General features: G+C 35.0%; 41 protein-coding genes and 4 pseudogenes. 6 read left to right on the forward strand and 39 right to left on the reverse strand.

Features of this window, described 5'->3' with window-relative positions; translation table 11 throughout:
* The first annotated feature begins 86 nt into the window (after nucleotides 1-86).
* Nucleotides 87-305 carry an acid-soluble spore protein SspC gene (gene sspC / locus ACZ07B_RS00865; RefSeq protein WP_009967454.1) on the forward strand — a complete coding sequence of 73 codons (219 nt, stop codon included), beginning with the start codon at nucleotides 87-89 and terminating at the stop codon, nucleotides 303-305.
* A gap of 316 nt (nucleotides 306-621) precedes the next feature.
* Here sspC and ACZ07B_RS00870 read toward each other — a convergent pair whose 3' ends face one another.
* Nucleotides 622-975 (reverse strand): hypothetical protein, encoded by a 354-nt coding sequence (locus ACZ07B_RS00870; RefSeq protein ID WP_464876769.1) that lies wholly within the window; start codon nucleotides 973-975, stop codon nucleotides 622-624.
* A gap of 147 nt (nucleotides 976-1,122) precedes the next feature.
* On the opposite strand from ACZ07B_RS00870, the gene ACZ07B_RS00875 reads away from it, so the two are divergent.
* Complete coding sequence (locus ACZ07B_RS00875) at nucleotides 1,123-1,653, forward strand: hypothetical protein (protein WP_464876770.1); 531 nt, start codon at nucleotides 1,123-1,125, stop codon at nucleotides 1,651-1,653.
* A 154-nt stretch (nucleotides 1,654-1,807) separates the two neighbouring features.
* Here ACZ07B_RS00875 and ACZ07B_RS00880 read toward each other — a convergent pair whose 3' ends face one another.
* Together ACZ07B_RS00880 and ACZ07B_RS00885 are read right to left on the reverse strand one after the other, a co-directional pair.
* Nucleotides 1,808-2,551, reverse strand: a complete 744-nt coding sequence (locus ACZ07B_RS00880) for a GIY-YIG nuclease family protein (protein WP_464876771.1) — start codon at nucleotides 2,549-2,551, stop codon at nucleotides 1,808-1,810.
* Between the two features lie 65 nt (nucleotides 2,552-2,616).
* The gene (locus tag ACZ07B_RS00885) at nucleotides 2,617-3,456 is read right to left on the reverse strand and encodes a thymidylate synthase (RefSeq protein ID WP_464876772.1); all 840 of its coding nucleotides are present in this window, start codon (nucleotides 3,454-3,456) and stop codon (nucleotides 2,617-2,619) included.
* A 75-nt stretch (nucleotides 3,457-3,531) separates the two neighbouring features.
* Here ACZ07B_RS00885 and ACZ07B_RS00890 point away from each other — a divergent pair, with 75 nt between their 5' ends.
* Nucleotides 3,532-4,137 (forward strand): DUF1643 domain-containing protein, encoded by a 606-nt coding sequence (locus ACZ07B_RS00890; RefSeq protein ID WP_464876773.1) that lies wholly within the window; start codon nucleotides 3,532-3,534, stop codon nucleotides 4,135-4,137.
* 13 nt (nucleotides 4,138-4,150) lie between these two features.
* Here ACZ07B_RS00890 and ACZ07B_RS00895 read toward each other — a convergent pair whose 3' ends face one another.
* From ACZ07B_RS00895 to ACZ07B_RS00910, 4 genes are all read right to left on the reverse strand, one after another.
* The gene (locus tag ACZ07B_RS00895; RefSeq protein ID WP_464876774.1) at nucleotides 4,151-4,486 is read right to left on the reverse strand and encodes a hypothetical protein; all 336 of its coding nucleotides are present in this window, start codon (nucleotides 4,484-4,486) and stop codon (nucleotides 4,151-4,153) included.
* 113 nt (nucleotides 4,487-4,599) lie between these two features.
* On the reverse strand, nucleotides 4,600-4,815 hold the full coding sequence (locus ACZ07B_RS00900) for a hypothetical protein (protein ID WP_268291875.1): 216 nt from the start codon (nucleotides 4,813-4,815) through the stop codon (nucleotides 4,600-4,602).
* On the reverse strand, nucleotides 4,812-5,105 hold the full coding sequence (locus ACZ07B_RS00905; RefSeq protein WP_464876775.1) for a hypothetical protein: 294 nt from the start codon (nucleotides 5,103-5,105) through the stop codon (nucleotides 4,812-4,814). The genes ACZ07B_RS00900 and ACZ07B_RS00905 overlap by 4 nt, the downstream gene beginning before the upstream one ends.
* 4 nt (nucleotides 5,106-5,109) lie before the next feature.
* Entirely contained in the window at nucleotides 5,110-5,277 is a 168-nt protein-coding gene (locus tag ACZ07B_RS00910; RefSeq protein WP_464876776.1) for a hypothetical protein, read from the reverse strand.
* 174 nt (nucleotides 5,278-5,451) lie between these two features.
* Here ACZ07B_RS00910 and ACZ07B_RS00915 point away from each other — a divergent pair, with 174 nt between their 5' ends.
* On the forward strand, nucleotides 5,452-5,826 hold the full coding sequence (locus tag ACZ07B_RS00915) for a hypothetical protein (RefSeq protein ID WP_464876777.1): 375 nt from the start codon (nucleotides 5,452-5,454) through the stop codon (nucleotides 5,824-5,826).
* A 69-nt stretch (nucleotides 5,827-5,895) separates the two neighbouring features.
* Here the strand turns inward: ACZ07B_RS00915 and ACZ07B_RS00920 are convergent, their stop codons facing one another.
* From ACZ07B_RS00920 to ACZ07B_RS01025, 22 genes and pseudogenes are all read right to left on the reverse strand, one after another.
* Nucleotides 5,896-6,324 (reverse strand): dUTP diphosphatase, encoded by a 429-nt coding sequence (locus tag ACZ07B_RS00920; protein WP_464876778.1) that lies wholly within the window; start codon nucleotides 6,322-6,324, stop codon nucleotides 5,896-5,898.
* A 252-nt stretch (nucleotides 6,325-6,576) separates the two neighbouring features.
* Nucleotides 6,577-6,819 carry a thioredoxin family protein gene (locus ACZ07B_RS00925; protein ID WP_268277393.1) on the reverse strand — a complete coding sequence of 81 codons (243 nt, stop codon included), beginning with the start codon at nucleotides 6,817-6,819 and terminating at the stop codon, nucleotides 6,577-6,579.
* Nucleotides 6,816-7,223: pseudogene (locus ACZ07B_RS00930) on the reverse strand (ribonucleotide-diphosphate reductase subunit beta); the annotation flags it as partial. The gene ACZ07B_RS00925 and the pseudogene ACZ07B_RS00930, both read right to left, overlap by 4 nt.
* Nucleotides 7,224-7,399: 176 nt before the next feature.
* The gene (locus ACZ07B_RS00935) at nucleotides 7,400-7,921 is read right to left on the reverse strand and encodes an HNH endonuclease signature motif containing protein (RefSeq protein ID WP_217002380.1); all 522 of its coding nucleotides are present in this window, start codon (nucleotides 7,919-7,921) and stop codon (nucleotides 7,400-7,402) included.
* Between the two features lie 107 nt (nucleotides 7,922-8,028).
* A pseudogene (locus ACZ07B_RS00940) lies at nucleotides 8,029-8,613 on the reverse strand (ribonucleotide-diphosphate reductase subunit beta); the annotation flags it as partial.
* Between the two features lie 267 nt (nucleotides 8,614-8,880).
* Nucleotides 8,881-10,194 (reverse strand): annotated as a pseudogene (locus ACZ07B_RS00945) (ribonucleoside-diphosphate reductase subunit alpha); the annotation flags it as partial.
* Between the two features lie 64 nt (nucleotides 10,195-10,258).
* Nucleotides 10,259-10,990, reverse strand: a complete 732-nt coding sequence (locus tag ACZ07B_RS00950; protein ID WP_464876779.1) for an NUMOD3 domain-containing DNA-binding protein — start codon at nucleotides 10,988-10,990, stop codon at nucleotides 10,259-10,261.
* Nucleotides 10,991-11,142: 152 nt separating this feature from the next.
* A pseudogene (locus ACZ07B_RS00955) lies at nucleotides 11,143-11,928 on the reverse strand (ribonucleotide reductase N-terminal alpha domain-containing protein); the annotation flags it as partial.
* Complete coding sequence (gene nrdI / locus ACZ07B_RS00960; protein WP_464876780.1) at nucleotides 11,891-12,286, reverse strand: class Ib ribonucleoside-diphosphate reductase assembly flavoprotein NrdI; 396 nt, start codon at nucleotides 12,284-12,286, stop codon at nucleotides 11,891-11,893. The pseudogene ACZ07B_RS00955 and the gene nrdI, both read right to left, overlap by 38 nt.
* Nucleotides 12,286-12,639 (reverse strand): hypothetical protein, encoded by a 354-nt coding sequence (locus ACZ07B_RS00965; RefSeq protein WP_229042921.1) that lies wholly within the window; start codon nucleotides 12,637-12,639, stop codon nucleotides 12,286-12,288. The genes nrdI and ACZ07B_RS00965 overlap by 1 nt, the downstream gene beginning before the upstream one ends.
* A 48-nt stretch (nucleotides 12,640-12,687) precedes the next feature.
* Entirely contained in the window at nucleotides 12,688-12,945 is a 258-nt protein-coding gene (locus ACZ07B_RS00970; protein WP_072183737.1) for a hypothetical protein, read from the reverse strand.
* 16 nt (nucleotides 12,946-12,961) lie between these two features.
* Nucleotides 12,962-13,156, reverse strand: coding sequence for a hypothetical protein (locus ACZ07B_RS00975; protein WP_004399360.1), 195 nt, complete (start codon nucleotides 13,154-13,156; stop codon nucleotides 12,962-12,964).
* Between the two features lie 19 nt (nucleotides 13,157-13,175).
* Complete coding sequence (locus ACZ07B_RS00980) at nucleotides 13,176-13,310, reverse strand: hypothetical protein (protein WP_406900621.1); 135 nt, start codon at nucleotides 13,308-13,310, stop codon at nucleotides 13,176-13,178.
* Between the two features lie 31 nt (nucleotides 13,311-13,341).
* Entirely contained in the window at nucleotides 13,342-13,608 is a 267-nt protein-coding gene (locus tag ACZ07B_RS00985; protein WP_041338464.1) for a hypothetical protein, read from the reverse strand.
* A gap of 16 nt (nucleotides 13,609-13,624) precedes the next feature.
* Nucleotides 13,625-13,843 (reverse strand): DUF1653 domain-containing protein, encoded by a 219-nt coding sequence (locus ACZ07B_RS00990; RefSeq protein ID WP_464877027.1) that lies wholly within the window; start codon nucleotides 13,841-13,843, stop codon nucleotides 13,625-13,627.
* Between the two features lie 15 nt (nucleotides 13,844-13,858).
* A complete protein-coding gene (locus tag ACZ07B_RS00995; protein WP_345806234.1) occupies nucleotides 13,859-14,221 on the reverse strand; it encodes a hypothetical protein in 363 nt (120 codons plus the stop codon).
* Nucleotides 14,222-14,283: 62 nt separating this feature from the next.
* Nucleotides 14,284-14,592, reverse strand: coding sequence for a hypothetical protein (locus ACZ07B_RS01000; protein ID WP_464876781.1), 309 nt, complete (start codon nucleotides 14,590-14,592; stop codon nucleotides 14,284-14,286).
* 264 nt (nucleotides 14,593-14,856) lie between these two features.
* Nucleotides 14,857-15,204: a hypothetical protein gene (locus ACZ07B_RS01005; RefSeq protein WP_464876782.1), complete on the reverse strand. Its 348-nt coding sequence runs from the start codon at nucleotides 15,202-15,204 to the stop codon at nucleotides 14,857-14,859.
* A 14-nt stretch (nucleotides 15,205-15,218) separates the two neighbouring features.
* Nucleotides 15,219-15,572, reverse strand: a complete 354-nt coding sequence (locus ACZ07B_RS01010) for a hypothetical protein (protein WP_464877028.1) — start codon at nucleotides 15,570-15,572, stop codon at nucleotides 15,219-15,221.
* 96 nt (nucleotides 15,573-15,668) lie between these two features.
* Entirely contained in the window at nucleotides 15,669-15,854 is a 186-nt protein-coding gene (locus tag ACZ07B_RS01015; protein WP_061187805.1) for a hypothetical protein, read from the reverse strand.
* Entirely contained in the window at nucleotides 15,838-16,041 is a 204-nt protein-coding gene (locus ACZ07B_RS01020; RefSeq protein WP_464876783.1) for a hypothetical protein, read from the reverse strand. The genes ACZ07B_RS01015 and ACZ07B_RS01020 overlap by 17 nt, the downstream gene beginning before the upstream one ends.
* Nucleotides 16,042-16,105: 64 nt before the next feature.
* On the reverse strand, nucleotides 16,106-16,654 hold the full coding sequence (locus ACZ07B_RS01025; RefSeq protein ID WP_120363419.1) for a metallophosphoesterase: 549 nt from the start codon (nucleotides 16,652-16,654) through the stop codon (nucleotides 16,106-16,108).
* A 132-nt stretch (nucleotides 16,655-16,786) separates the two neighbouring features.
* Here ACZ07B_RS01025 and ACZ07B_RS01030 point away from each other — a divergent pair, with 132 nt between their 5' ends.
* Nucleotides 16,787-16,936, forward strand: a complete 150-nt coding sequence (locus ACZ07B_RS01030; protein ID WP_071579003.1) for a YjcZ family sporulation protein — start codon at nucleotides 16,787-16,789, stop codon at nucleotides 16,934-16,936.
* Between the two features lie 376 nt (nucleotides 16,937-17,312).
* Here the strand turns inward: ACZ07B_RS01030 and ACZ07B_RS01035 are convergent, their stop codons facing one another.
* From ACZ07B_RS01035 to ACZ07B_RS01065, 7 genes are read right to left on the reverse strand one after another with little or no spacing between them, the layout of a single operon-like run.
* On the reverse strand, nucleotides 17,313-17,495 hold the full coding sequence (locus tag ACZ07B_RS01035) for a hypothetical protein (protein WP_064814911.1): 183 nt from the start codon (nucleotides 17,493-17,495) through the stop codon (nucleotides 17,313-17,315).
* Between the two features lie 12 nt (nucleotides 17,496-17,507).
* On the reverse strand, nucleotides 17,508-17,735 hold the full coding sequence (locus ACZ07B_RS01040) for a hypothetical protein (RefSeq protein WP_464876784.1): 228 nt from the start codon (nucleotides 17,733-17,735) through the stop codon (nucleotides 17,508-17,510).
* A 39-nt stretch (nucleotides 17,736-17,774) separates the two neighbouring features.
* A complete protein-coding gene (locus ACZ07B_RS01045; RefSeq protein WP_160245161.1) occupies nucleotides 17,775-18,140 on the reverse strand; it encodes a hypothetical protein in 366 nt (121 codons plus the stop codon).
* A 3-nt stretch (nucleotides 18,141-18,143) separates the two neighbouring features.
* Complete coding sequence (locus ACZ07B_RS01050) at nucleotides 18,144-18,362, reverse strand: hypothetical protein (protein ID WP_464876785.1); 219 nt, start codon at nucleotides 18,360-18,362, stop codon at nucleotides 18,144-18,146.
* 52 nt (nucleotides 18,363-18,414) lie between these two features.
* Complete coding sequence (locus ACZ07B_RS01055; protein ID WP_464877029.1) at nucleotides 18,415-19,380, reverse strand: DNA cytosine methyltransferase; 966 nt, start codon at nucleotides 19,378-19,380, stop codon at nucleotides 18,415-18,417.
* 13 nt (nucleotides 19,381-19,393) lie between these two features.
* Nucleotides 19,394-20,086 (reverse strand): methyltransferase domain-containing protein, encoded by a 693-nt coding sequence (locus tag ACZ07B_RS01060; RefSeq protein ID WP_464876786.1) that lies wholly within the window; start codon nucleotides 20,084-20,086, stop codon nucleotides 19,394-19,396.
* A gap of 48 nt (nucleotides 20,087-20,134) precedes the next feature.
* Nucleotides 20,135-20,401, reverse strand: coding sequence for a hypothetical protein (locus ACZ07B_RS01065; RefSeq protein ID WP_464876787.1), 267 nt, complete (start codon nucleotides 20,399-20,401; stop codon nucleotides 20,135-20,137).
* A 115-nt stretch (nucleotides 20,402-20,516) separates the two neighbouring features.
* Between ACZ07B_RS01065 and ACZ07B_RS01070 the strand changes: the two genes are divergently transcribed.
* On the forward strand, nucleotides 20,517-20,864 hold the full coding sequence (locus ACZ07B_RS01070; RefSeq protein WP_464876788.1) for a BLB8/JUQZ-1 family protein: 348 nt from the start codon (nucleotides 20,517-20,519) through the stop codon (nucleotides 20,862-20,864).
* 39 nt (nucleotides 20,865-20,903) lie between these two features.
* Here ACZ07B_RS01070 and ACZ07B_RS01075 read toward each other — a convergent pair whose 3' ends face one another.
* From ACZ07B_RS01075 to ACZ07B_RS01085, 3 genes are read right to left on the reverse strand one after another with little or no spacing between them, the layout of a single operon-like run.
* Complete coding sequence (locus ACZ07B_RS01075; RefSeq protein ID WP_464876789.1) at nucleotides 20,904-21,401, reverse strand: nucleoside/nucleotide kinase family protein; 498 nt, start codon at nucleotides 21,399-21,401, stop codon at nucleotides 20,904-20,906.
* A complete protein-coding gene (locus tag ACZ07B_RS01080) occupies nucleotides 21,401-21,556 on the reverse strand; it encodes a hypothetical protein (RefSeq protein WP_268276827.1) in 156 nt (51 codons plus the stop codon). The genes ACZ07B_RS01075 and ACZ07B_RS01080 overlap by 1 nt, the downstream gene beginning before the upstream one ends.
* The gene (locus ACZ07B_RS01085; protein ID WP_019712328.1) at nucleotides 21,549-21,764 is read right to left on the reverse strand and encodes a YorP family protein; all 216 of its coding nucleotides are present in this window, start codon (nucleotides 21,762-21,764) and stop codon (nucleotides 21,549-21,551) included. The genes ACZ07B_RS01080 and ACZ07B_RS01085 overlap by 8 nt, the downstream gene beginning before the upstream one ends.
* Nucleotides 21,765-21,773: the final 9 nt, after the last annotated feature.

Here is a 21,773-nt window from a genome sequence, read left to right on the forward strand (position 1 = left end):
TTCTTTGGCGTGTATAAATTAAAATAATCTCTCCATAATATGATTCAAACAAGCTTGTTTTCATTACACTTTAGGAGATGAATAAGATGGCTCAACAAAGTAGATCAAGATCAAACAACAATAATGATTTACTAATTCCTCAAGCAGCTTCAGCTATTGAACAAATGAAACTTGAAATAGCTTCTGAGTTTGGTGTTCAATTAGGCGCTGAGACTACATCTCGTGCAAACGGTTCAGTTGGTGGAGAAATCACTAAACGTTTAGTTCGCTTAGCTCAACAAAACATGGGCGGTCAATTTCATTAATTTATGAGGGGGATAATTCCCCTCTCTTTTTTAAGTCTCTTCTCTAAATCCATACAGAACTAATGGTATGGTATTGTTTCCACCTCTTTTTATGTTACTACTATTATTAATCTCCTCGACTTGCACTGTGTAATGTCTGTACCATTTTATTGCCTCCTTTGATTAGCCACTCTATAAATTGCATTCTCTTTAAAATACAGATTTCATTTAGAATATATCCAGCGCTCCGTCACAATAAGGACATTTGCCACTACCCTCTTCACATGTACACATATATTTGTCACCTCCAATTTCGCTACCGTCAACTGACAACTCCTCATATCTCATGTAATTGTAGCTTCAATTCAAAGAATTCATCATGAAGAACTTTAAATTTATCCTTATTTACGTATGCTTTATCATCATTTAGATCAAACAGATCTAAATACTTTCTTTTATTTCTTCTAATAATTTGTAAAGCAATCATGCAGCTTACCCATTCTTCATCTTGCAATTGGGTTAAGACTTCGCTTAGCTCGAATAAAAATTCAAGCTTCTCTTTGTTTTGCTGAGTTTCAAGTCTTAAAAGATCCCTCTGTTTTTCAAGTAACTTAGTTTCGATATGATATTTCTTTTGCTCTAAGGCTGATATTTGTTCGTTGGTGCTATGTATTCCATTTTCCTTTATCAATAAATCACCTCCTTAAAAGTTTAAAAAGAGAAATTTACACTCTGTTCAGAAACTTCACCATAATTTCACAACATTCACCATTTTTTTCAAGATTAACTGCTATAATAAAGAAGTATCATAATTTTCTAATAAAGGGAGATGTTTTTGGTGAAGAAAACAGCAATTGCTTTATTAGTTTCAACTCTCGGCCTTACTGGTGCAGCTGTCTCAGCCGATGCAGCTACTAAAAGTGAACCAACTACCTTACCTCAAAATAATCTAGTGGCATCAGCAAGTACTGGTAGCTTCCATGCGTTAGGTTCAGCTACAGCAGTTAAAAATGGCATCGGTGAGGCTTATTTAGGATCATCTAAATCTGGCAGTTTGTCTTACAAGACAGTAGTAAATTCATTTACACCAAACAATGTTACTAAAATATCAATAATGGGATACCAATGGTCAGCAGGCAATGGAAGCAGTTCTGCTAACGTCACTTACATCTTACGCAAATCCAATGGAACTGAAGTTGCCCGAGTCACGCCAAGTGGTGGCAACTATATAAGTAGCCAGTTCTACAAAGTGTTTAGCGTTAACCTGTCTGATGTGTCAGGTAAATCACTTTACGTGGAAGCAAAAAATAACGATAGCAACGCTGGTGTAACAGTTAATGTGGATGTTTACTGGGACTACAATACTTAATGATCTGAGAGGGCTCCCCTCTCTTTTTTGTTTTCTGGATAAAATATTAGTTTTATAGTAATTTTATTTTTATTCTAAATTTATCGAAAGACAAGCTGTTTAACTTGTATCTATCTTATCACCTGAAAACATATATGTCTAGGTAATTTTTATTTTATTCTTTATTTCTAATATTAGCTTTATTAGCCTTTTGATAAGCTTTTATGCACTTAACCAAACCCAACCTAAAATGTATATTCTCTGGTAGTTCAAGTTCGGTAAATAAGCTTCGAGTATACTTCATTCTTTTTCGGTCATTGGTAAGGCTAGCGAACAACTCTGTTCCTTTGATCTTGTCTAATATCAAGTTAGCAGCTTTCTCATAATCATCATTTTTGAAAATATATTTGTCCATTACATTTCCAGGCATCTTATTATACCCATTATGGAATGAATCATAAGCTCTTATAGCATTGTCTTCTAATTCATTTAGCGTTGAATATGAAGTGATGTTTAAAGGAATACAACTAATGCTAAATGTATCCCCTAAGGAAAAGTCTTTATATACCTCTTCATTTCCTGCATTGGCAAGAAAATGCATACGAGCTCGATCAACTACCTTTACTGCTTGTCCGATGTAATACTCATCCAAGTTGCAATTGTGGATAATATAAATCCCCGAAAAATTTTCATAGTCATGAATATCTCTGTCACTAATTTTCCTAAATGAGAGCAACTCATCCGGGGTATACTTTCTCATTTTATTCCTAAGAGTATCCAACTCTTTTCGGACTATTCCTCTGTTGCGATTGCGTTCAATTTCTGTTTTCTTTTTATAAAAATATGAAGGTGAAATTTCGCCAAACTCATAATCCCTGAGTACCTCTCTCATCCATTTAAGCTCATCTTCAGTTAGCATATACAACACCTCCCAATACTCCAACTTTATTATTTTTCGTTAAAATTAGCAATAAAGAGGCAGCATTAAACCGCTACCTCAAATGAAAGCTTGTCCCCATGCTTATAGTTGATTAACTTGAAATCATCAATTGTAAAGTCATAAAAATCTTTCACTTTAGGATTGATCCATAGTTCAGGTGCTTCAAACTGTTCTCTTTCCATTTGGATTTTCAAATTGTCTATATGACGTGTGTACACATGACAATCCCCAATATTAAAGATAAATTCACCAAGCTCATAACCTGTGACTTGAGCAATCATGCGCTGCAACACATTGTACTGGAATACATTGAATGGATTTCCCAATGCCATATCATTGCTCCGTGCTCTTACCTCAAGGTGGAGTTTCCCATGTTTAACGTACCATTGTGTCTCGTATACACATGGCGTTAAGGCCATTGCGTCTAAATCATCAGGATTCCACAGCATTGTAATGTGTCTGCGTGAAGACGGGTTGTTCTTCAATTGATGCAGAAGATAATCAACCTGATCTACCTTTTCTCCATTTAGATTTCTGTTTTTCTTGGCCAGCTGGAATCCATATGCATGTCCAATGGTGCCATCTTCTTGTTTCCATTGATCCCAGATATGTACGCCCATTTTGTTTAAATCATTAACATTGTTCGATTTCAGCTGCCAAATCCAGAGCAGCTCTTTAATCGCTGTTTTCCAGGCAACTTTTTTTGTCGTTAAAATCGGAACCTCTGCGTTATCGAATCTCATTTGCTTACTAATCACGCTTAGTGTATGAGCCGGTGTTCCATCTGAATCCCACTTTGTTCTTACTTGAAATTCTTCGTCTGAGATTCCATTATTTATAATGTCATTTATGATTGAGTTGTATTGTTTATCGAATTGAGTCATTTAAAATTAACTTCCTTTCATTTACACACTTTGGTAAGATATTCTTAGTTATAAATTGGAAAGGGATGGTCAGTTATGCCTGTTTATAAATATAAGCCGGAGTTTGTTAGCAAAGTTATTGAGTGTAAAACTGAAAGATTAACAGATTCCATCGAAGCTAGATACTGTTTATCGATTAAGTTAAACAACTCTTTAGACTCCTCTTTTGTTTATATGATGTTAAATCCAAGTATAGCAGGCAGGGATGTTTCTGACCTAACCATAAATAAGCTTTGTAAATTCAGCCACACCCTTAACGAAGTAGGTACAATACATATTGCCAATCTGTATCCCTTTTATGAAACCAATTCTACAATGTTATCTTCTCTAATTAAAAACTTACAACACGAAAATACAAATTTATTTGATACAGTAATGGCAACTAATCGGCAGGTATTGAGCTCCCTTGTAAGAGACTCAAAAAAAATCGTCTTGGCTTGGGGAGATTGCCCTGATTTATTTGATAAGCAATTCCATATAAAACAGTGTAATGACTTTATGTTGTTGCTTAAAGAAGCGAATCAGAATCAGGTTTATGTAATAAAAACTCATTTTGACAAGCTTCTAACTGTGAAAAACTCTCCAAGACATCCTTCAAGACCTATGCTAAAAGGGCTTGAGCCGTATAATGAGTGCAGCTAAACACAATTTCACATTATATGAAAATAATACTCAATGCAAAGATAAGGTTCCCAAAGACATAAGCCAAATAAATATATCTACTATGGCTTACTGTTTCGCCCTCCAACACGTCTAAAACCTTAAACATGCTTAGGACTGTGTATATAACTGAAAATGCTGTCCAACAGAGTATAAGTATATTTTCATGCATAATTAAACCGTTATATGCCAAGGGGATGATTAAAGAAATCCCCTTAAGCAAAGTAAACAGGTAAATTAAATTCTTATTTCGTTTCGCATCTTCTGGAGTTGAATTATCAAGTACACTCTTTACTTTTATATACGTATTGCTTTCCCCTCGCATAATCAACCTTACCTCATTAATGTTTAATACAATTAGATAAGCTGCTAGAAATAAAGTTACATATGTTATAATAAACATCTCCTTATTTTATATTTGTGTTTGATTTAACTACTGCTCTATCAAGAGATAACTAAGCATTTAGGCGAGTCATGGAAATCATAATCCCATACTTTAAATAAATTAGTCGGTCTTAATTTATTCACTCGGCTAAGCTGTTCAAAGTTTCTCATTAATAATTCATCTTGCAGCATATTCTTATATCCCTGTAAATTGATCAATTCGTTTATTTCTTCGGGTGTACCTTCAAATTCAACACCATTAATATTTGCTTTCATTCAAATAGCTCCCCTTTAATATCATTCACTTGATCAGCAATACTTTCTCTAATTGTATTTGGCAACTGTTCAATCCCTTTTCCAATTCGTTTCTGACCAGTGTTCCTGATTTTTGTAGTCATATCTTTAAAACACTCTAAGGCATTATCTGCGATTTCATCATATAGCCCTTGAATTTTCACTAATACACTTAAATACTCTTCGTCACCTTCTTCAAATAGTGCCAACCCTTCTTCAAGTTTATTGATCTTTTCAATACTCTTTATTATTTTATTTTTATCCTTAAACAATTAATCACCCGCCCAGTTTATTTTGGTCATGTATCTTAATGAAGTTAGCCGCTGCCTTTTTGTATCTCAGGTCTTTCTCGTACTCAGCAACTTGTCTCATATGGTCAATAAATTCATCTTCAAGTCCTTGCAACTGAAGAAACCCAAGGCAAAGACCATTCCTATAAAGCATGTCGTCATATTTTGCTTGTAAAACTCTTTCTTTGCTGTTAATGATCTCATTCCTCCTTAAATATTAGATAAAAGTATTCTTTTATTTAGATATCAAGGGTAATTATTATCCATTTTTCCAATGATCTGGTATAATTTTCTGTGAACAATATATTATGGATGGAGATGATGCTGGATGAATATCACTCAAGAACCAGTCGTTCAGGGAACTATTACAGACCTTTCTTATAATACTTCTGAGTATAGTAGGACTTTTACATACACATTAGAAATAGAGAAAAACATTCTTCATGTTTATGACTCCAATAAGGAACCTGGAACATCGTTTGAATCGCTTGTTAGCAGTGCATCATATGATTTGGCTACTCATTTTAAATCCTCAAACAATATCAAAATAAATAAAATCATTGTTTACACAGAACCAATAGATGACGATTTAAATATTCTCGATATACAGGGTTATGACGTAGATCTTGAGGAATTCACGGGTTATAAAACTGACGAGTTGTACTCTCTATATGTATCTAATAAAAAAATAGGCGTTTTTTAAAAGCTGTTAAGGAAATATACTACCTTGGCTGCTACCTGTATTGTGAACAGCCAAGGTATTTAATTTTACTTACTTCGTCCCCGTTGAACCGTGCCCGCCTCTGTTCTGGTTCTCTAAACGCTCAACTTCAATCAACTCTACTACTGGCATCTTTTTCATGACTCTAAATTGACAGATCCGATCCCCTTTCTTAATCTCTGTATCACGCAATGCATAAGCAGGGAAAAACCAGAAATCGTTGTCTCCTTTGTAGGACTCATCAATAACACCCATTGAATTTGTTTGAATGACGCCAAAGTTCTTATAAGTACTTGAACGAGGAACGACATGCGCCTCATAACCCTCAGGCAATTCCATAGCCACACCTAATGGGACAAGTTTAAATTCATCTTTTTTGATCGTTACATCTTCAGCTGCACGAAGATCAATCCAATCACCTTGCTCAATTTTGCTGATTCTTGTTTGTTTTTCATCTAGATATTTGATTTTAATTTGCATTATGTATTAACTCCTTTAGTTTTTTTGTGAAACATCTGTTATCCAAAAATTAAATAAGCAGCCCAATCTGAATACCGTTGAATAATCCAGTCTACACGTTTAATCTTACAGAAGGTTATCCAATCAATTATCCATAAGGGCATTATAGTGATTAAAAAAATCAACAACAATATGTACTTCCACCATAAAAGCCTGTTAAAATTCCAACCGAATATGGTCAGCCCTCCTTTTAATTACAATAAAGTTACCCTTTTATTGTAATTCCTTTAATAACTCATCAAGTTCATCTGGCTTAAAACCAATACTTCGTTTTACTTCCTCGCCTTGATCAGACAGCAGAATGGTTACCGGTACTCCCATAACACCAAATCTTGCGGCTACTTCTGGTTCCTGTGTAACATCAACTTTCTCAAACAGAATATTTGCTTGTTCTAAGTAATTGGACACCATTTTACATGGATTACAATTAGGCTGTTCTAATTTAATCAATCTCATCGAATACATCCTTCCTCAGTAAAAATAAAATCAGAATCCTTTAATGGCTCAACAGTTGCTTTTTTATACCCATTTCCTTTAGTCGAAAAGAAGTCATGGGATTTGGTCTTAGTGCTTAACCCATTGATAACAATTGGGTTAACATCTTCTTCCTCGAACAGATGATCGTATCCCAGGTTGTTTAAAGCTTTATTTGCGTTGTATCTGATGAATTTCTTCACATCTGGAGCTAAGCCAACCTGATCATAGACATCTTCTGTATACTCTAATTCATTTTCGTAAAGCTCTTGCAGTAAGTTTAAAGCCCATGCATGCAGTTCTTTTTGCTTCAGAGGAGTTTGTTTCTTATATATCTCTTGAGCTAGCAATCCGATGTAAACGCCGTGTATCGCCTCGTCTCTAATACCCTTAGTTCAACCGATTTCGCTACTATCGGTTCGTTGCCCTACCGCAACCGCCTTATGTTACCGTAAGGAGCAGACTATATCATCATCCCAGTAGGATGCCTCCCGTTTCGATTTAAGGGGTTCTCACCCACGCCAATAGCTTGCGCCCTACTCGTTTTGCGGAATTTCGCCGCCTATGCGATAGTCGTTGAACGTTCTATGCGATCCCATAAAGTCTTCCATCTTCTTTTATGTCGAATTAGACTAACGTAACGAGGATGTAGGCTGTATTTTTCACCAGCTTCAACATTGTTCATTCCAGCAATCAAATCGTAGATTAAATTTGCTGCCTCCATATTTGTGAGCTTTGACATTGAATTACTTTCTCCAGGTTGTCCTGACATTAATCCAATTTTCATTGCATGTAGAGTATTTTCTTTAGGTGTAACTATCTCTAAGTTCTGAACGTGATTGTTAAGTTTATTTCCATCTATGTGGTTTACAAACATTCCTTTCGGTATGTCATGAATAAAATATTTAGCGACTAACCTATGTACTAAAAAGTTCTGTGTTCCTTTTTTCGGATGCGTATATCCTATCATTTCATAGCCTTGTGGAGTAGTAAATGTCTTTCTTGGTTTCTTTAATTTTTTTGATATGATAATTCCCGTTTCCGTTATCCACCACGGCGCTTCTTCGACTTCCTTTCTTATCACTTTCACCTCCTTTGGGTTCGCATAGCTTCGCTGCTGATTGTCCTAAAAAGGATTTTCCAGCAATTAGAGAGGTTCACATTTGCCGTTGCCGACAAAAGGGACTATTAAATAATCAGGTTAATGATCTCACCGCTTTGCATCAGTTTTCCTTGTCCGTAGAAATATAACGGATAATAGAAACCGCTGTAGAAAAGGAAGCTTTCCAGATAGACGGAAGCAACCATCGCTTTGAATAAGGAAATTTCATCTTTTTTCTCAATTGCTTTATAAATTGAAACAATTAGTCCCGCTTTCTTTTGAAGAAACTTATTGTTTTTTACCCATTCAAACACTTCGTTGATCTGCTCGGTTGGAGCTAATGTAAGAAAGATATTGCTGTAAGACTTCGCATGAACAGCGTTTTCCATCATGGCCATGAAGTTTAAAACTGCCTTTCTTTGATGTCCATCTACATGTTCTGCAATGATAGGCATGCCAGTGTTGCCTTGTTCTGTATCCAACAACGTCAAACCAGCCAGTACCTTCATATAAGTGTCCTGCTCGTTTTTCCCGAGGTACTTCCATGTGAGGAGATCGCCGTTTAAAGCAATCTCTTCCGGAAGCCAGAACTGTTTCACGTTTTGGTTATAGAACATTTGGGTAAAATCGTCTTCATGCTTTGACCAGTTTGCTGCGTCATAAATTTTTGTCAAAAATATTCTCCTATCCTAAAAAATTTTTGATTTGACACTGTAAAACCACCCCTCTTTGAAGCCCTTATAGACGGGGCAACAAAGCTCCTAAAATAATTAAAGGATGGTTTTACGTGTGATTAAAAAAGCGAAAAAAATTATTTTTATGTTTTTTGTTAATCTAGCTCTATCTCTGTGTTTTGAGGGAAATTTTAAAAATACTATTCTAATGAATATCCTTCTTTTAATTTCTGAACTATTATATGAATACTATTTTTATAGAGTTAATCAGACAACACAAGATAGACATGAGTCCTGACCTGTATCCTTTGTTCTTGCATAATACAAGGTCTTAATTCCTTTATGATGAGCGTAGAGGTCTATTCTATTTAGATCTCTCGTCGTCATCGTATCCTTCAAGAACAACGTAAATGAAATCCCTTGATCGACGTGCTGCTGAATTGTTGCAATAAGATCAACTACCTTAAACATATCCATGTCGTATGCTTCTTTGTAGAAGAACCAATTCTGAGCCGATAAACCTGGCATCGGATAATATGTCTTACTGTTTCCGTATGTGCGTTCCTCAATTCGTTCCATAATCGGCATAACACCAGCTGTAGATGATTGTACATATGAAATACTTCCTGTAGGTGCAATAGCCTGCCTATAGGAATGGTATAAGCCATATTTCATCACATCTTCTTTAAGCTTCATCCAATCTTCAATATTAGGAATATGTTGATCTCCAAATAGCTTTTTAACCTTTTCATACTGAGGGCTATAATCATTTGTTACGTACTTTTCGAAATACTCACCTGATTTATAAGTCGAACCATCAAACTTGTAGTATGTCTCCCCTGTTTCTCGAGCAATTTCCATAGAACGCTGCAGGGAGTAGAAGTTAACCATCATAAAGTATGTATTTGCAAAATCCTTAGCTTCTTCACTTTCATAAGCAATATTATTTTGAGCTAGAAATCCATGGAGGTTCATCTGCCCTAGACCAATTGATCTCATTAGTGTATTTGCTCTCGCAACTGCTGGAGCATTTACAATGTTTGTTTTCCTTGTGACAGTTGTCAATGAGTCAATTGCTATTCTTACTGTTGAAGCAATTGATTGATTACTCATTACATTTACAATGTTCATTGAGCCAAGATTGCAGGAGATATCTAAACCAATTTCATCCTCTTTATCGTAATCCGTATAAATTGATACTTGTGATGATTGGAGGACTTCAGAACACAAATTAGAAAACTTCACTTTTGAAATATGTTCATTTGGATGCACTTTATTTACATTGTCAGCAAACATGATATATGGATAACCAGATTCGCTTCTTAGAATGGCCAATTGCTCTAACAGCTTTCGAGCATTTCCCTTTGATTTTCTAACTCTTGGATTTTCAACAAGCTCATCATACATTTCATTAATGTCTAACTCATCAAGATATTGTCCATATTCCTTGTATACTGAATGCGGATAGAACATGTAATAATCCTTGTCTTCCCTTGCAAGTTCAATAAACTTATCAGGAACAACTACACCAATGGATAGTGTTTTAACTCGGACATCTTCATCAGCACTTATTTTTTTGGTCAACTATCCCCTTATTTCTAAGGGGGTTGGACTATATCTTCATCTTAGTAAGATGCTTTGCGCTTCAACCGGCGCTAATCTCCGGCTTACAATTAGTCTCTACACCTTCCGAGCACCTGTAATAATTTTTGAATTTAGGGTTGTTTACACGACTGTTTATTGTGTTTCTACTAATATTTAGTCGCCTACCTGCTTCTGACATAGAATGATAGTAAACTCCGTCTACAATAATCCCAACCCTATTTCCGTTGTTAAGACTAAGCTTAAGACAAGTTTCTTTTGTCTTCTTTCTTCCCTTACGAGATAAAGACATTTTTCGCTTAGTTTCCTCAGTGTGCTTCCTTCCATCAAAACGCTTCTTTATTTTGCTCCGCATTTTCTCCATATGTTCGGGCTTGTCATACCAATAATTGTTTTTCCCTGAATTAATTTTGGATGAGTTACATCTAACTGCCTCTGAATGAGTCTTCCCAAACATAGGATTTTTTTCTCCCTTGTAAGACATTCCAAATGCATTGTCATAAAGATTGTACAATTGTTCTTTTTCAAAATTAGATAAGAATTCTTGTTCCTTTTTATATAGGTCAAAACGTTTTATGTAATCAGAGTGATACAAAACTTCAAATCGAAAATTATTCTCTCCGTATGTATTAAAGTCTTCTTGTAATGGTTTGTTGTGATGGGAACCAGTCTTTAGTAATCTTATGTGCGCTGTCTTCCTTTTTCTAAAATTTGCGCTACTTCCTATGTAGAACTTACCGTTTTTAATATTTCTTATTTTGTATACAGCCTTCAATGTTTCACCTCCTTTCGTGCTCGGCTTGGCACGGGATTGCCACCACCTTTATGTGCTGAGGTTCCCCCGTTAGCCCTGAACCAGGACACCGCTTTTGCTTGCGTTCACAAAGTTTTCACTGCCATATTGCTATAACAGGCGACTACCAATTAATCGAGAAAATCAATAATGTCTGGATGGAATACACTTAGATAAACTGCTCCTGAACCTTGTCTTTGTCCCATCTGATCTGCATATCTAAAAGCATTATCCAATAGCTTCATGACACCTACGACACCCTTAGTCGCATTCTCTACGTCTTTTATAGCTTCACCTTTGGCTCTTAGTTTGTTTAGATTTAATGCTACTCCTCCACCTAGTTTAGAAAGCTGCATGGAGATATCAATGGCTCTAGAGATAGCATTCAAACTGTCATCCACTTCAAGTAAGAAGCAGCTCACCATTTCACCTCTTCGCTTACGTCCAGCGTTAAGGAAAGTAGGTGTTGCCGGCTGATACTCTTGTTTCATCATAGTATGTACTTCCTCAACAGCTTTCTCGTAATCGCCATCAGCGCAATACAAAGCCACAATTGAGACACGATCCTCGTACCTCTCCAGGATCTTTGTTTTATCGTTTGTCTTTAATGCATAGTCATTGTAGAACTTAAACGCACTCATAAAAGATGGGAATCTAAATTTGTAACTGTAAGCAATCTTATAGATTGACTTAATCTGTTCAAATGTATATTGATCTAAGAATTCTTCTTCGTAATAATCATTTTTAATCAAGTAGTCCAGCTTCTCTTTTAGATCATGGAAAAAGACTGTGTTTTGATTAATGTAATCAACAAAGTAACTATGTACGGCCTCCTTATCCTTTTCGAATTGATACTTCCCATCTTTCTGAATCATGATCTCATTATTGAGCTTGAACCACTTTGGCATTGTGTTTGTCAATAAGTTGTACCTCCTGAATGATCTTCTGTAAGTCTTGTTTCGTTCCACTAAGTTCAAACTTTAATAACAATGGTGTTTGGAACTTAGCTGAAAGCTTGTCTCCAGCTAAACCATAGTTATCACCCCAAACCTTGTTACCACTAACAGCAACTCCTCTTATTTTATTTTTATTCTTATTGATAAAACTCAAAGTCCTTTCAGGTACTTCCCCAAAGCCTATCGTGTATGTAATATGTATAAACTCTTGATTGATGATCGTATCATCAGTTATTTCAATGGTCTCAATATCTAACTTGTGTTGAAGCGCTTTTACAAACCTTCTTACATTGCCAGTTTTACTCTCATATGTAATGACCACTAATCGTTATATGCCCCTGTAATTAATTTTGTAGTCACTGTTTCAGCTTCATTTTCAGCGTGATTGAATGCTTCTGATATTTCACGATTAATGTCGCCCATTTCCATGTAGCCCTGTGCCATACTTTCATATAAGGAACTCTTTTTAACTGGAACGTAATCATCTAGATTCTTTTCTAATTCAACAAATTGATTTCCCTGCTGGTCAGTTGCAATAATCTCTCCTTTGAATACTGGAAGAGATTGCCCATCAGCTAAATGAATATGAGTGTTCTCAGTGGCTACTGTAAAGTTAATAATGTTCTTCTTTTTTACATATGGTTGAGTTGGATCAATACGTCTAGCTGCCCCCATTTTACATCTCCTTATTTTTTGTTTTTTATTTAAAATAAAACTGTGATTTTATTCAGATTTTTTTAATTCTAGGTGATAATCTTTATGGCTAAAAATTTTGGGATTCCATCTGAGTCCATATAAAGAATCTAAAAGTGATTCTAAAGTGGGGTGGTGACCAGTGGCACCTGTCCATCCTTTAAAATTCCTTGCAATATAACCCTCAATCTCTTTGACAACCATGTAATAATCATCACTTAGTTTAACAATGTCCGTATTCTCTAATTTTTGATCTCTTTTAATTGTTTCAGCAAATATTAATTCCATGTATACACCTTCCTTTTTATTGTTTAGGCCATCCTTCTCCAAGGAGCTTTTTAGCCTCTTCAACATCTGTAAATCTCTCAATTTTGTGTCTATAGTCATCGATCCATCGGTAAACACATACTGCATTTTCTTCAACTTTCATGACAGTGTACTGCTGCATAGGATCTTCCAAAAGGTGAAGTTTCTGATCTTTATAGAACCCTTGAATCATTTAATGTCCCCCTTTTATTTTATTGAATTTCTTTTACTTCATGCGGTACTCCACTTTCTTCTTGAGCAAACACTGCGTCATTATGAGCTTCAATAGCATCATCATAAATGTTAACAAGTGATCCCATACAATAAAGTCCATATTTCATTTTCATCTTCATCATCCTCTTAATTTATTTTTATTCTTTAAAGTAAACTTCCATCCATAATCAAAACTCTTTCTTCATTACTTTGAAGTTCTTCGAGAACATCTGATATTGGAGACAGTTCTTGATCCTCGGTTACTGTTCGACTGTGTTTAACAGCTGCGTACAACATACCAACTTCTTTGATCTCATCTCTTAAGTTCCCGTCATCGTCCGCAACTTCTTCTGTATATAGCTTTATTGCCTTTTCCTTTGTATTAGCTTTAATTAATGCATAATATGGGTCGCACACCTCAAAAAATTTCATGTTATTACATCAACTCCTAATTTATTTTTGTGAACCTTTTTATCTCTTTTCCATCAACAACAACTGTTCCAAAGAACATTTTCTTAGGTCTTGCCCACAGAATGCCATCCATGTCTTCATATGTAACAAGCTTCTCTTCTGTCTCAGTATGAATTGCCTCTCCAATAACCTTATATAGACCGCCTTTATAATGTTTAAACCGACAACCGATAAAATCAAAAGTGTCTATTCTAATCCCCTCTTTCTATTTTTAAATCTTCTTATCAAGAATATCTTTGATGCCTTGCAGAGTTGCTTTATACTCGCTATCCAGGCCATCTACATCTAATTTTGTTGAGACTCGATAGTTTCCTGAGTTGTCGTACATTGTAATGAAAGCTTCCGTATCATCCTCTTTAGCACTAAAAGTGATATTGTAAAGATCAACCTGATCTGCTCCGTTTTCATTTTTTAACTCCTCAATAAAATCAGGCTGCATTATGTTGAATAATTCTTTAGCTGTTGTGAATTTTATTTGTTCTAGCAAGCTATCTTCTTTATAATCAAATGTCTCGAAATAAAGATTGAACGTGATATAGCCTTCTACAGAATTTCCATGTTTGGTGTATTCCATCCTATTCTCCTTTTCTGATTTCTCTTTAAAATCATCCTTTTATTCAGTTTCCAAAAGCTCTTTCATTTGGCTTCTCTCCACTCAAAACCGATATTAACGTTTGCTTGTTTAGGTCTGATAACTTCAACCGTGCTACCCCTGTCAGATAGTCGACTTTTTAGCTCCTGCATGTTCTTATACAGTCCTATTCCAAAGGTACTCAGACTAATAAGCATGACTTCTTGTGTATCGGTATTAGCTTGATATTCCCTTTCTAGCGCCTTAACTATATACACATCATCCTCATGCATTCTAATAAAATAGCCGTCCTCTATCTCTTTCACCTTCGGCTTATCTGCTTCGTTCTTTCTAATCTTTAAATTTATTGGCATTCTCTTACCCCTTATTTCTTTCTATAAAATAAAACTTTTATTTAGATTTCAATCAACTGATTCGTATCTAATCTTTGGATATGTTGTTTTCTTATGAACTCTTTTCCTACACAATGGGCACTGAAACGGATATTGTGGTGGGTTTGATGTGAGCATCATATTTACAAACACAAGCTCTGGAGCTTCTTCGCATTCATCACAATGTAACGTCTCTCTAAAAACTTTAACTTGCTGCGATTTAATCATATTCAGATTTCTCCTTCGTTAAATAAACAATGTACTGACATATAGAACAATTAATGCTAAAGCTGAATGCAGTAAAGACTTACCGGCCTTCTTGAAGATGTTCTCATCTTTTTCCTGGTCTGACTGTTTGACACCTTTGACAAATATATTTAGTAAAACACCAATAACAAAGGCATGAGGTAATGTGACATGAACATTTTGAATGTTGTATGTATGGATGAGTAAAGGATTTAGAACATGATTTAATCCGTAATAAACAATTAGTGACATAGTCAACGCTTCAACAAAAATAAGTAATCCAACTAAAATTAACGAACCTGATCCAATTAAGAAACCGTTCCAAGTATCTTTTGTATCCTTATTCAATAAAAATCTCTCCTTTAATTTTTAGTAATTAGTCTCTTCCACCAGGAAGTTTTGCGATTGTCATTTTGTTCTTTAACAAATTGATTCTCTTGTCTGACACGCTGTTGCCATTCTTCTTCAAGTTTCGTTTGTTCTTGAATTGCTCTTTCAAAGCTTTCTTTGTCTTCAATTGTTTTAATAATCTTATCAGTCTGATACGTCCATTCATTATTTGTGTTGCGTTGTCTGTCAGTAACAACTACGTATTCATTAAAACCAGGGATATATACTTTGCCTCCAATTTCAATAGGTTCTAAATCAATAATCCCTTCGAAGAAACAGTTAAACTCTATTTTTTCCTTTTCAGAAAAACGACCGAGTACATCCAATCCATAAGATTTATTGATTATCTTGCCTTCAAACTTAGCTTGATGTCTCCCCACTTATTCACCTCCTTATAAGTCTCATTAAAAATTGAATTTTATTTAGATAATATTGATAATTAATAAAACTAAACTGATTAAGAATGACAACCCAGCTAAAACAGCTAGAACTAATAATACTAAAGCGATTTGAGGTTTTATTCCCTTTTTAGTTCCATATATATCTAGTGATACTATTCCAATCAACAAAAGACCTACGATTTCAAGAACGTTAATGACTAGCTGCAACTTGCTCCTCCACATGCTGAACGACTTTACACCAGATGCCCAAAGTACCTTTTGCTTTAAACTTTTGTGCCTCATTAATTGCTTGTTCTCGTTGATCAAATACTGCTACCTTTCCATCTAAGCCAGTCATCTTCCCAACGAATTCTTTTCCTGCATAGACCTCAACTACCCACTTTTCTTTGTCCATATTAATCTCTCCTCGTTATTTGTTTTGATTTGTCGTATACTGCGCTTGCCCGGGAAATTATTTTCTATTTCCAATACGGATTTCTTGCCCCTTCCCACCTTTTCGAGTTAATCCAATCCATCGTAACTGGTTTAAAGTCGGTATTTTCAACACTTACACAAACATGACTTAGCTTTTCGAGACCAGTTTCCTCACTGTGTGTATGCCCATGTACATTACAGCAAAGTTGAAATTCCTCAATTAATCTGTTCATATTCACCTGAGAAATTGGTTCATGAGTAAGGATGTAATCCTCATAGAGATACATCCTATGTGGATCAAAACCAAGTCTTCTAAACTTTGTATCTGAAATTCCTTTGTCATGATTTCCTCTAATAAGTATGTTTCTAGTTTTCTTTAACCGACTCACTATGTACTCAATTCTTTTTGAATTACAGAAAAACATATCTCCAAGCCAAAAGACTGTATCCCCTTCGCTAACCGTTTTATTGAAATTCTCAATAATCACATTGTCCATATGTTCAGTATCTTTAAATGGTCGTTTATCACCATCATATTTGATGATATTCTTATGGCCAAAGTGCGGATCACTGATGAACCATGTATTTGTCATTTGATCATCCCTTTCTTATCAATTGAGCTGAATTTTAGACAAAAACTTCATTTTTTCTTATATAGACTTAAATCCATGTCGAAATATATCGTTCCGCATATCATGTTCTATCTCCCTAAAGGAGGTGGAAATATGGGATTCTTCGGTGGATACTCTAACGGAAATAACGGTTACTCAAACGGTTATGGCAGCTCCTTCGCTTTGATCGTGGTGCTATTCATTTTGTTAATCATTGTTGGAGCTTCTTTCTTTGGTGGTTATCCAGAGGGTGTTCCAATCTAGTTTGGTATAAGCACCTCCCTGTTCGACAGACGCCATAAGAATTTTTATGGCGTTTTTACTTTTGAAAACAAATCACGATAAAAGGAATATTATATAGTAATTTTATTTTCATTCTAATTGCAACTTCAAAAATTTTAGTGTCTTTTCTAATTTCATGGCCTTACAATGTTCCAAACAATTTTTCTGTAATTCTTCACCACATTCTTTATGTACCGGAAATTCTTTATAATCTTTGTCGTCAGTAATTCTTATGTAATAGACAATCCCATCAATATGCTCTTTACATTTTGCGCACCCCATATCCTCACCTCTCTTCTTATGAATCTAGCATACTCTTTATTGTCTACTCAGTCAATAGTAATTTTATTTTTATTCTTTATATTGTTTCTTTAATATTTCTTAACTTCTCAAAAGCAGCCATTATATCTTTATCACACCGTTTCCAAATCCGACTCTCTTCTGGCCTAAGTGTGTTCTCCAAATAAACATAAAGCTTATCTAATATTCCTTCAACAGCATCAATATCATCAATTACAATATCTCTGACTATATCCTTAATGATACCCTCTCCCTATGAAAAAATGGTTATTGCTTTTCCGTTGTCATTTTTTATGTATGGGGAATATTTTCGCTCTAGGTAATTCCTTGATGCTCCTTCTCCCAGACTTACATTATAAATATCCCTTACCTCATGTACTTCGTATGCTTGTTCTTTTGCTTGTTCAGGTGATAGCGCCTCAATAATTAGAGACGCATTTTCACCTTTGCTGTCTTTACACCTTACATAATACTTTTTCAATAAACATCCCTTTATCCTTTCGTTTTTTCTTGAAACAATTTAATGAATCAAGCCTCGATATGTATTTGGTTTAATATTGTGTAGATCGATTAGGTTAGTTAACCGCTCGATTTCCTTACTCATCGCATAACATTGATCAACATAAAATTTCTTTGGCATAATCACAAACTGGCCATCTTTAAACCCTTCCGCACCGGCTTCTTGCATAGCTGCTGGAAAGATATCAATTAGACTCCCTTTATTAAAGCTCTCAATATACTCATCTACAGAAATATTGTGCAAAACCTTAGCTAATACTCCACTGGTCTTTTCATCGTTATGTACGTAAATGCTTTGTGTATGTGGTTCAATAACTACAAAATCAAGAGCGTTTACCAAGTCAATTTTTTCTTGATCAGTTAGCATATTTCACTCTCCTTTTAAATACGACTTGAAAAACTCACTTAAGTTATCAGCCATAGCTGCAGCAACTTCTGAAAAGTATTTATGTCTTTTCTCCTCTGATTGCAAAAACTCAACTGTCGTTTCTGCAATTTCTTTAATCCTGTCTTCGCTGATATTTCCATTCCTAACACGCTCTTTAATCTCCTCTGTCTCTCTTTTTAGGGACTCTGGGTAGCTATCCAACCATTTCACTCCTCTAATTTTACCTTTGTATAAAAGACAAATTTTATTTAGTTTAATTTAGTGCTTTCTCTACCTGGATCCCTAATTTATATGCAATTAAAGATGGAATACCGCTGCATCTCTCATATTGCTTGTCTAGTTTTATACTGTCATCAAAATAAAACCAGTCTGGCACAGATTGTATTCTTAAGCACTCTCTAACTGTAAATCTCCTTGGGGGATCGCAATCATAGTCATCAATTTTTCTAATATCGTAATTTGGAGGACTGGGATGTAAAGGCAGCTGTCTTGCAGTAGCTACTATAGTAAAACTTGGTTCATCCCATTGTCTTTGTCTGTTTCTTGATAAATATCTTGAAGAGAATCCTCCATTGTAATATGTATTATGATTTTTAATTCCATTGTCTTTATGAGGAATTGGAAGATCTCCAATAGCATCTTTTAATGTCTTTCTTTCTGAATATGGAACTTTTTCCGGAAACTCGAATTTTCCTTCTACATCATTCCTTATACCAACTATAAATACTCTTTCCCTTTCCTGAGGAACTCCGTAATCATAACAATTCATCAGTTTCCATTGCACTGTATACCCAATGTCAGAAAAACTAGTGATAAGCCATTCAAAGAACTTTTCATGCTTTTTATATGTCATCCCTTTTACGTTCTCAACTATGAAAGCTTTCGGTTTCTTTTCTCTGATCAGTCTATAGAAATGTGCTCCAAGGTCACCATTTTTTAAATCTAACTCTCCTCTTCCTGAGCCTGCCTCACTAAATGGAGTACAAGGGAAACCACCTACAATAAGGTCGGCATCCATGATATCACTGCCAGTAAGTTTTCTTACATCTGCTAATCGTGCATGATTTCCAATGTTCTGATTGTATGTGTCAACTGCATATTTTTTATTGTCAATTGCATCAACAATAGTGTAACCTGCTTGTTTTAGACCGACTGCGCCTACTCCAGCCCCACAGAATAAATCTACTACTGTTAATCCATTATTTTGTCTCTTGTTTATTTCAACTTCCTCCTTATTTTACCGCTATAATCCCAACGAAATTGCACCATTTAAAAAACACATCAATATCCTTAAAACCAGCTTGGTGTAGCAATTTTAAATTTTCATTCAAAGATAAAGGCTTCAAAATACCTCTTATTGCTCTAGATTTATCCATGACTTGTTTTTCATTAAGACCGTTTTCTATTTTTTTCTCGTGATAAAGCTCAATCCACATCTCATTGAAGAACGGATTATTGCCTTTAATTTTCTCAACAATTATGTATGCCGAACCTTTATTTAATCCGCGATAGACTTTATCCAGAAGAACATTTCTTTTATGTATGGAAATAAACTGATTTGTTAAAATTGACGTTACTAAACTAGCATTCTTTATTTCAAATGAATCATCTAGTACGTCACCTTCAATTATGTTGGCATCAATATTATTCTTATCCATATTGACTTTAGCTTGTTCAACCATCTCTTTAGAACTGTCAATGCCAATTAAGTTGAACAGCTTATTTGGAGATGACCTTTTTATATTTTTTAAAAACTCACCCGTTGATGTACCGATGTCATAAACATTTGTATAATCTTCAATAAACCACTGACTTGTTGAAGATATGAGCTTATGTATTTCATCATATAAAGGAACATGTTCTCTTACATGTGAGTCAAAGGTTTTTGTCACGTCTTGATCAAATTTCCAGCCAGAAACCAACAATATAACACCTCCATATATTTTATTTTTATTCTAAATAAAATTGATCTTTTATTTAGTCTGTACAAAATATCCAATGTACCCTGGCTCTTTGGGTTTTAATTCGCCCCAAATATTTTTATTCTTGTCTACTATTTGAAGCTTGAATTTATTGTCTACACTCTTCTCAACTAACTCTAATCCATATTCATCAATATATTTTTGAGCTTCATTTTCATTAAATGACCAAGCTGCCATGTCTTCTAATAAACGGTGTAATTGTAAGGACATTTTTCTACGCAATTCCAGTGTTTGATTTCTAAATTTTAATTTAAGCAACCCTTCTCCACCCTTTCTGATAAATAATCAGTTTCACAAACACTTCACACATTTCAAATATTTAACATGCTAGACTAGAGTTGTAATCACAATCAAAATTTAGGGGGCAATTCTTATGAAAAAGTTTTACAAAGGATTGATTGTTTCTGCCTTATCTCTAACCACTCTGGCTCTTCCTGCTTTCACATCACAAGCTTCAGCCCTAACGCCTGTCAAATCATTTGACCAAGTTAAACAACTAGGTAATCCGATTAGCACAGTTGATTACCGCATGCTAAGAAACTCTAACGTATCTCTATTAAAAGGTTACACCCGATGGGAAATAGTATCTGGAAGCAACCTCATTAGCATTAGTTCCAGTGGTGTTGTTTCTTCTCACTCAACATTAGGTACAGCAGTGGTTTACGCTTATGACATTAACGGCAATTATGTTATTTATAAAATTACAGTAGAAGCACGTTAGTTTAATAAGGAGTGTTAGTTCACTCCTTCCCTTTTTGTTTTACTCAAATAATTGAATCAAATCCTCTACGATCTCATCGCTGCCCCATTGTCCAGTATCCCATGAATATGTATGTAATCCAGCATTGCTCATAACTTCTCTGTATAAGTTTAAAATTGAATCAATATCTTTTCCTTCTATATACTCATCTCCCCGCACGCTTAGCCGTTCTTTAATAATGTTTGGATCAGCATGTAAGTATACAACCTTAGCTTTCATTTTAATTTTATTCTCAATAAATCTAAGTTGTTGTTCTGTAAGGATTGAGTAATCTTTGAATTTCTTTGCATATACCAAGTTAGAATAAACAAACCTGTCAATAATCACGTTGTCCTTGTCAGCTAATTTGTTAAAGTGCTCAAATAATTTCTCATTCCCGCTTGTGGCCAACTCAAAGCTTGAACCTTTGATAATTGGATACTTCAGTTCTTTGCTTAGCTTTGCTGCAACTGTTGATTTAAAGCAGCAATCAGGCCCCTCCAAGATAATTAATGCCATTAATCCTCCACCTTTCTTATTTTATGAAATCCGACAACCTGGTAAGTGCCATCAGGATACTCTACTTCTACCTGGTTGTATCGATAATCAACTTTCGCAACAGCTCCAATCTCATCTGTAAAATCAACAATTACCTTTTGACCTTTTTTAAACATAAGTTAAACCTCCCTTTAGTGGCGTTAATTCATGTTCTTTAAAGTAAGTAATGTCACCTGTTTCATCGCTAACTGCATAGTCATATGTAGCTGAATGCAAATGCTCAATAATCTTTCCTTTTCTTCCAACATGATGAGGACAGCCATATCGTGCATTATTGTTAATTTCTACAGCTAGTCCAACAGGATAACTCCAGTATTTAGGCAATTTAATACC

Source organism: Bacillus sp. 9.4 (genome assembly GCF_055486415.1).

Bases quoted from the DNA above. Each gene is read 5' to 3' on its own strand.
- sspC (WP_009967454.1), top strand. From the start codon at position 87: ATGGCTCAACAAAGTAGATCAAGATCAAACAACAATAATGATTTACTA.
- ACZ07B_RS00880 (WP_464876771.1), bottom strand. From the start codon at position 2,551: ATGCTAACTGAAGATGAGCTTAAATGGATGAGAGAGGTACTCAGGGAT.
- ACZ07B_RS00885 (WP_464876772.1), bottom strand. From the start codon at position 3,456: ATGACTCAATTCGATAAACAATACAACTCAATCATAAATGACATTATA.
- ACZ07B_RS00890 (WP_464876773.1), top strand. From the start codon at position 3,532: ATGCCTGTTTATAAATATAAGCCGGAGTTTGTTAGCAAAGTTATTGAG.
- ACZ07B_RS00900 (WP_268291875.1), bottom strand. From the start codon at position 4,815: ATGAAAGCAAATATTAATGGTGTTGAATTTGAAGGTACACCCGAAGAA.
- ACZ07B_RS00910 (WP_464876776.1), bottom strand. From the start codon at position 5,277: ATGCTTTATAGGAATGGTCTTTGCCTTGGGTTTCTTCAGTTGCAAGGA.
- ACZ07B_RS00915 (WP_464876777.1), top strand. From the start codon at position 5,452: ATGAATATCACTCAAGAACCAGTCGTTCAGGGAACTATTACAGACCTT.
- ACZ07B_RS00920 (WP_464876778.1), bottom strand. From the start codon at position 6,324: ATGCAAATTAAAATCAAATATCTAGATGAAAAACAAACAAGAATCAGC.
- ACZ07B_RS00925 (WP_268277393.1), bottom strand. From the start codon at position 6,819: ATGAGATTGATTAAATTAGAACAGCCTAATTGTAATCCATGTAAAATG.
- ACZ07B_RS00965 (WP_229042921.1), bottom strand. From the start codon at position 12,639: ATGGGGGCAGCTAGACGTATTGATCCAACTCAACCATATGTAAAAAAG.
- ACZ07B_RS00970 (WP_072183737.1), bottom strand. From the start codon at position 12,945: ATGGAATTAATATTTGCTGAAACAATTAAAAGAGATCAAAAATTAGAG.
- ACZ07B_RS00975 (WP_004399360.1), bottom strand. From the start codon at position 13,156: ATGATTCAAGGGTTCTATAAAGATCAGAAACTTCACCTTTTGGAAGAT.
- ACZ07B_RS00980 (WP_406900621.1), bottom strand. From the start codon at position 13,310: ATGAAAATGAAATATGGACTTTATTGTATGGGATCACTTGTTAACATT.
- ACZ07B_RS00985 (WP_041338464.1), bottom strand. From the start codon at position 13,608: ATGAAATTTTTTGAGGTGTGCGACCCATATTATGCATTAATTAAAGCT.
- ACZ07B_RS00995 (WP_345806234.1), bottom strand. From the start codon at position 14,221: ATGGAATACACCAAACATGGAAATTCTGTAGAAGGCTATATCACGTTC.
- ACZ07B_RS01000 (WP_464876781.1), bottom strand. From the start codon at position 14,592: ATGCCAATAAATTTAAAGATTAGAAAGAACGAAGCAGATAAGCCGAAG.
- ACZ07B_RS01020 (WP_464876783.1), bottom strand. From the start codon at position 16,041: ATGGACAAAGAAAAGTGGGTAGTTGAGGTCTATGCAGGAAAAGAATTC.
- ACZ07B_RS01025 (WP_120363419.1), bottom strand. From the start codon at position 16,654: ATGACAAATACATGGTTCATCAGTGATCCGCACTTTGGCCATAAGAAT.
- ACZ07B_RS01030 (WP_071579003.1), top strand. From the start codon at position 16,787: ATGGGATTCTTCGGTGGATACTCTAACGGAAATAACGGTTACTCAAAC.
- ACZ07B_RS01045 (WP_160245161.1), bottom strand. From the start codon at position 18,140: ATGCTAACTGATCAAGAAAAAATTGACTTGGTAAACGCTCTTGATTTT.
- ACZ07B_RS01070 (WP_464876788.1), top strand. From the start codon at position 20,517: ATGAAAAAGTTTTACAAAGGATTGATTGTTTCTGCCTTATCTCTAACC.
- ACZ07B_RS01075 (WP_464876789.1), bottom strand. From the start codon at position 21,401: ATGGCATTAATTATCTTGGAGGGGCCTGATTGCTGCTTTAAATCAACA.
- ACZ07B_RS01080 (WP_268276827.1), bottom strand. From the start codon at position 21,556: ATGTTTAAAAAAGGTCAAAAGGTAATTGTTGATTTTACAGATGAGATT.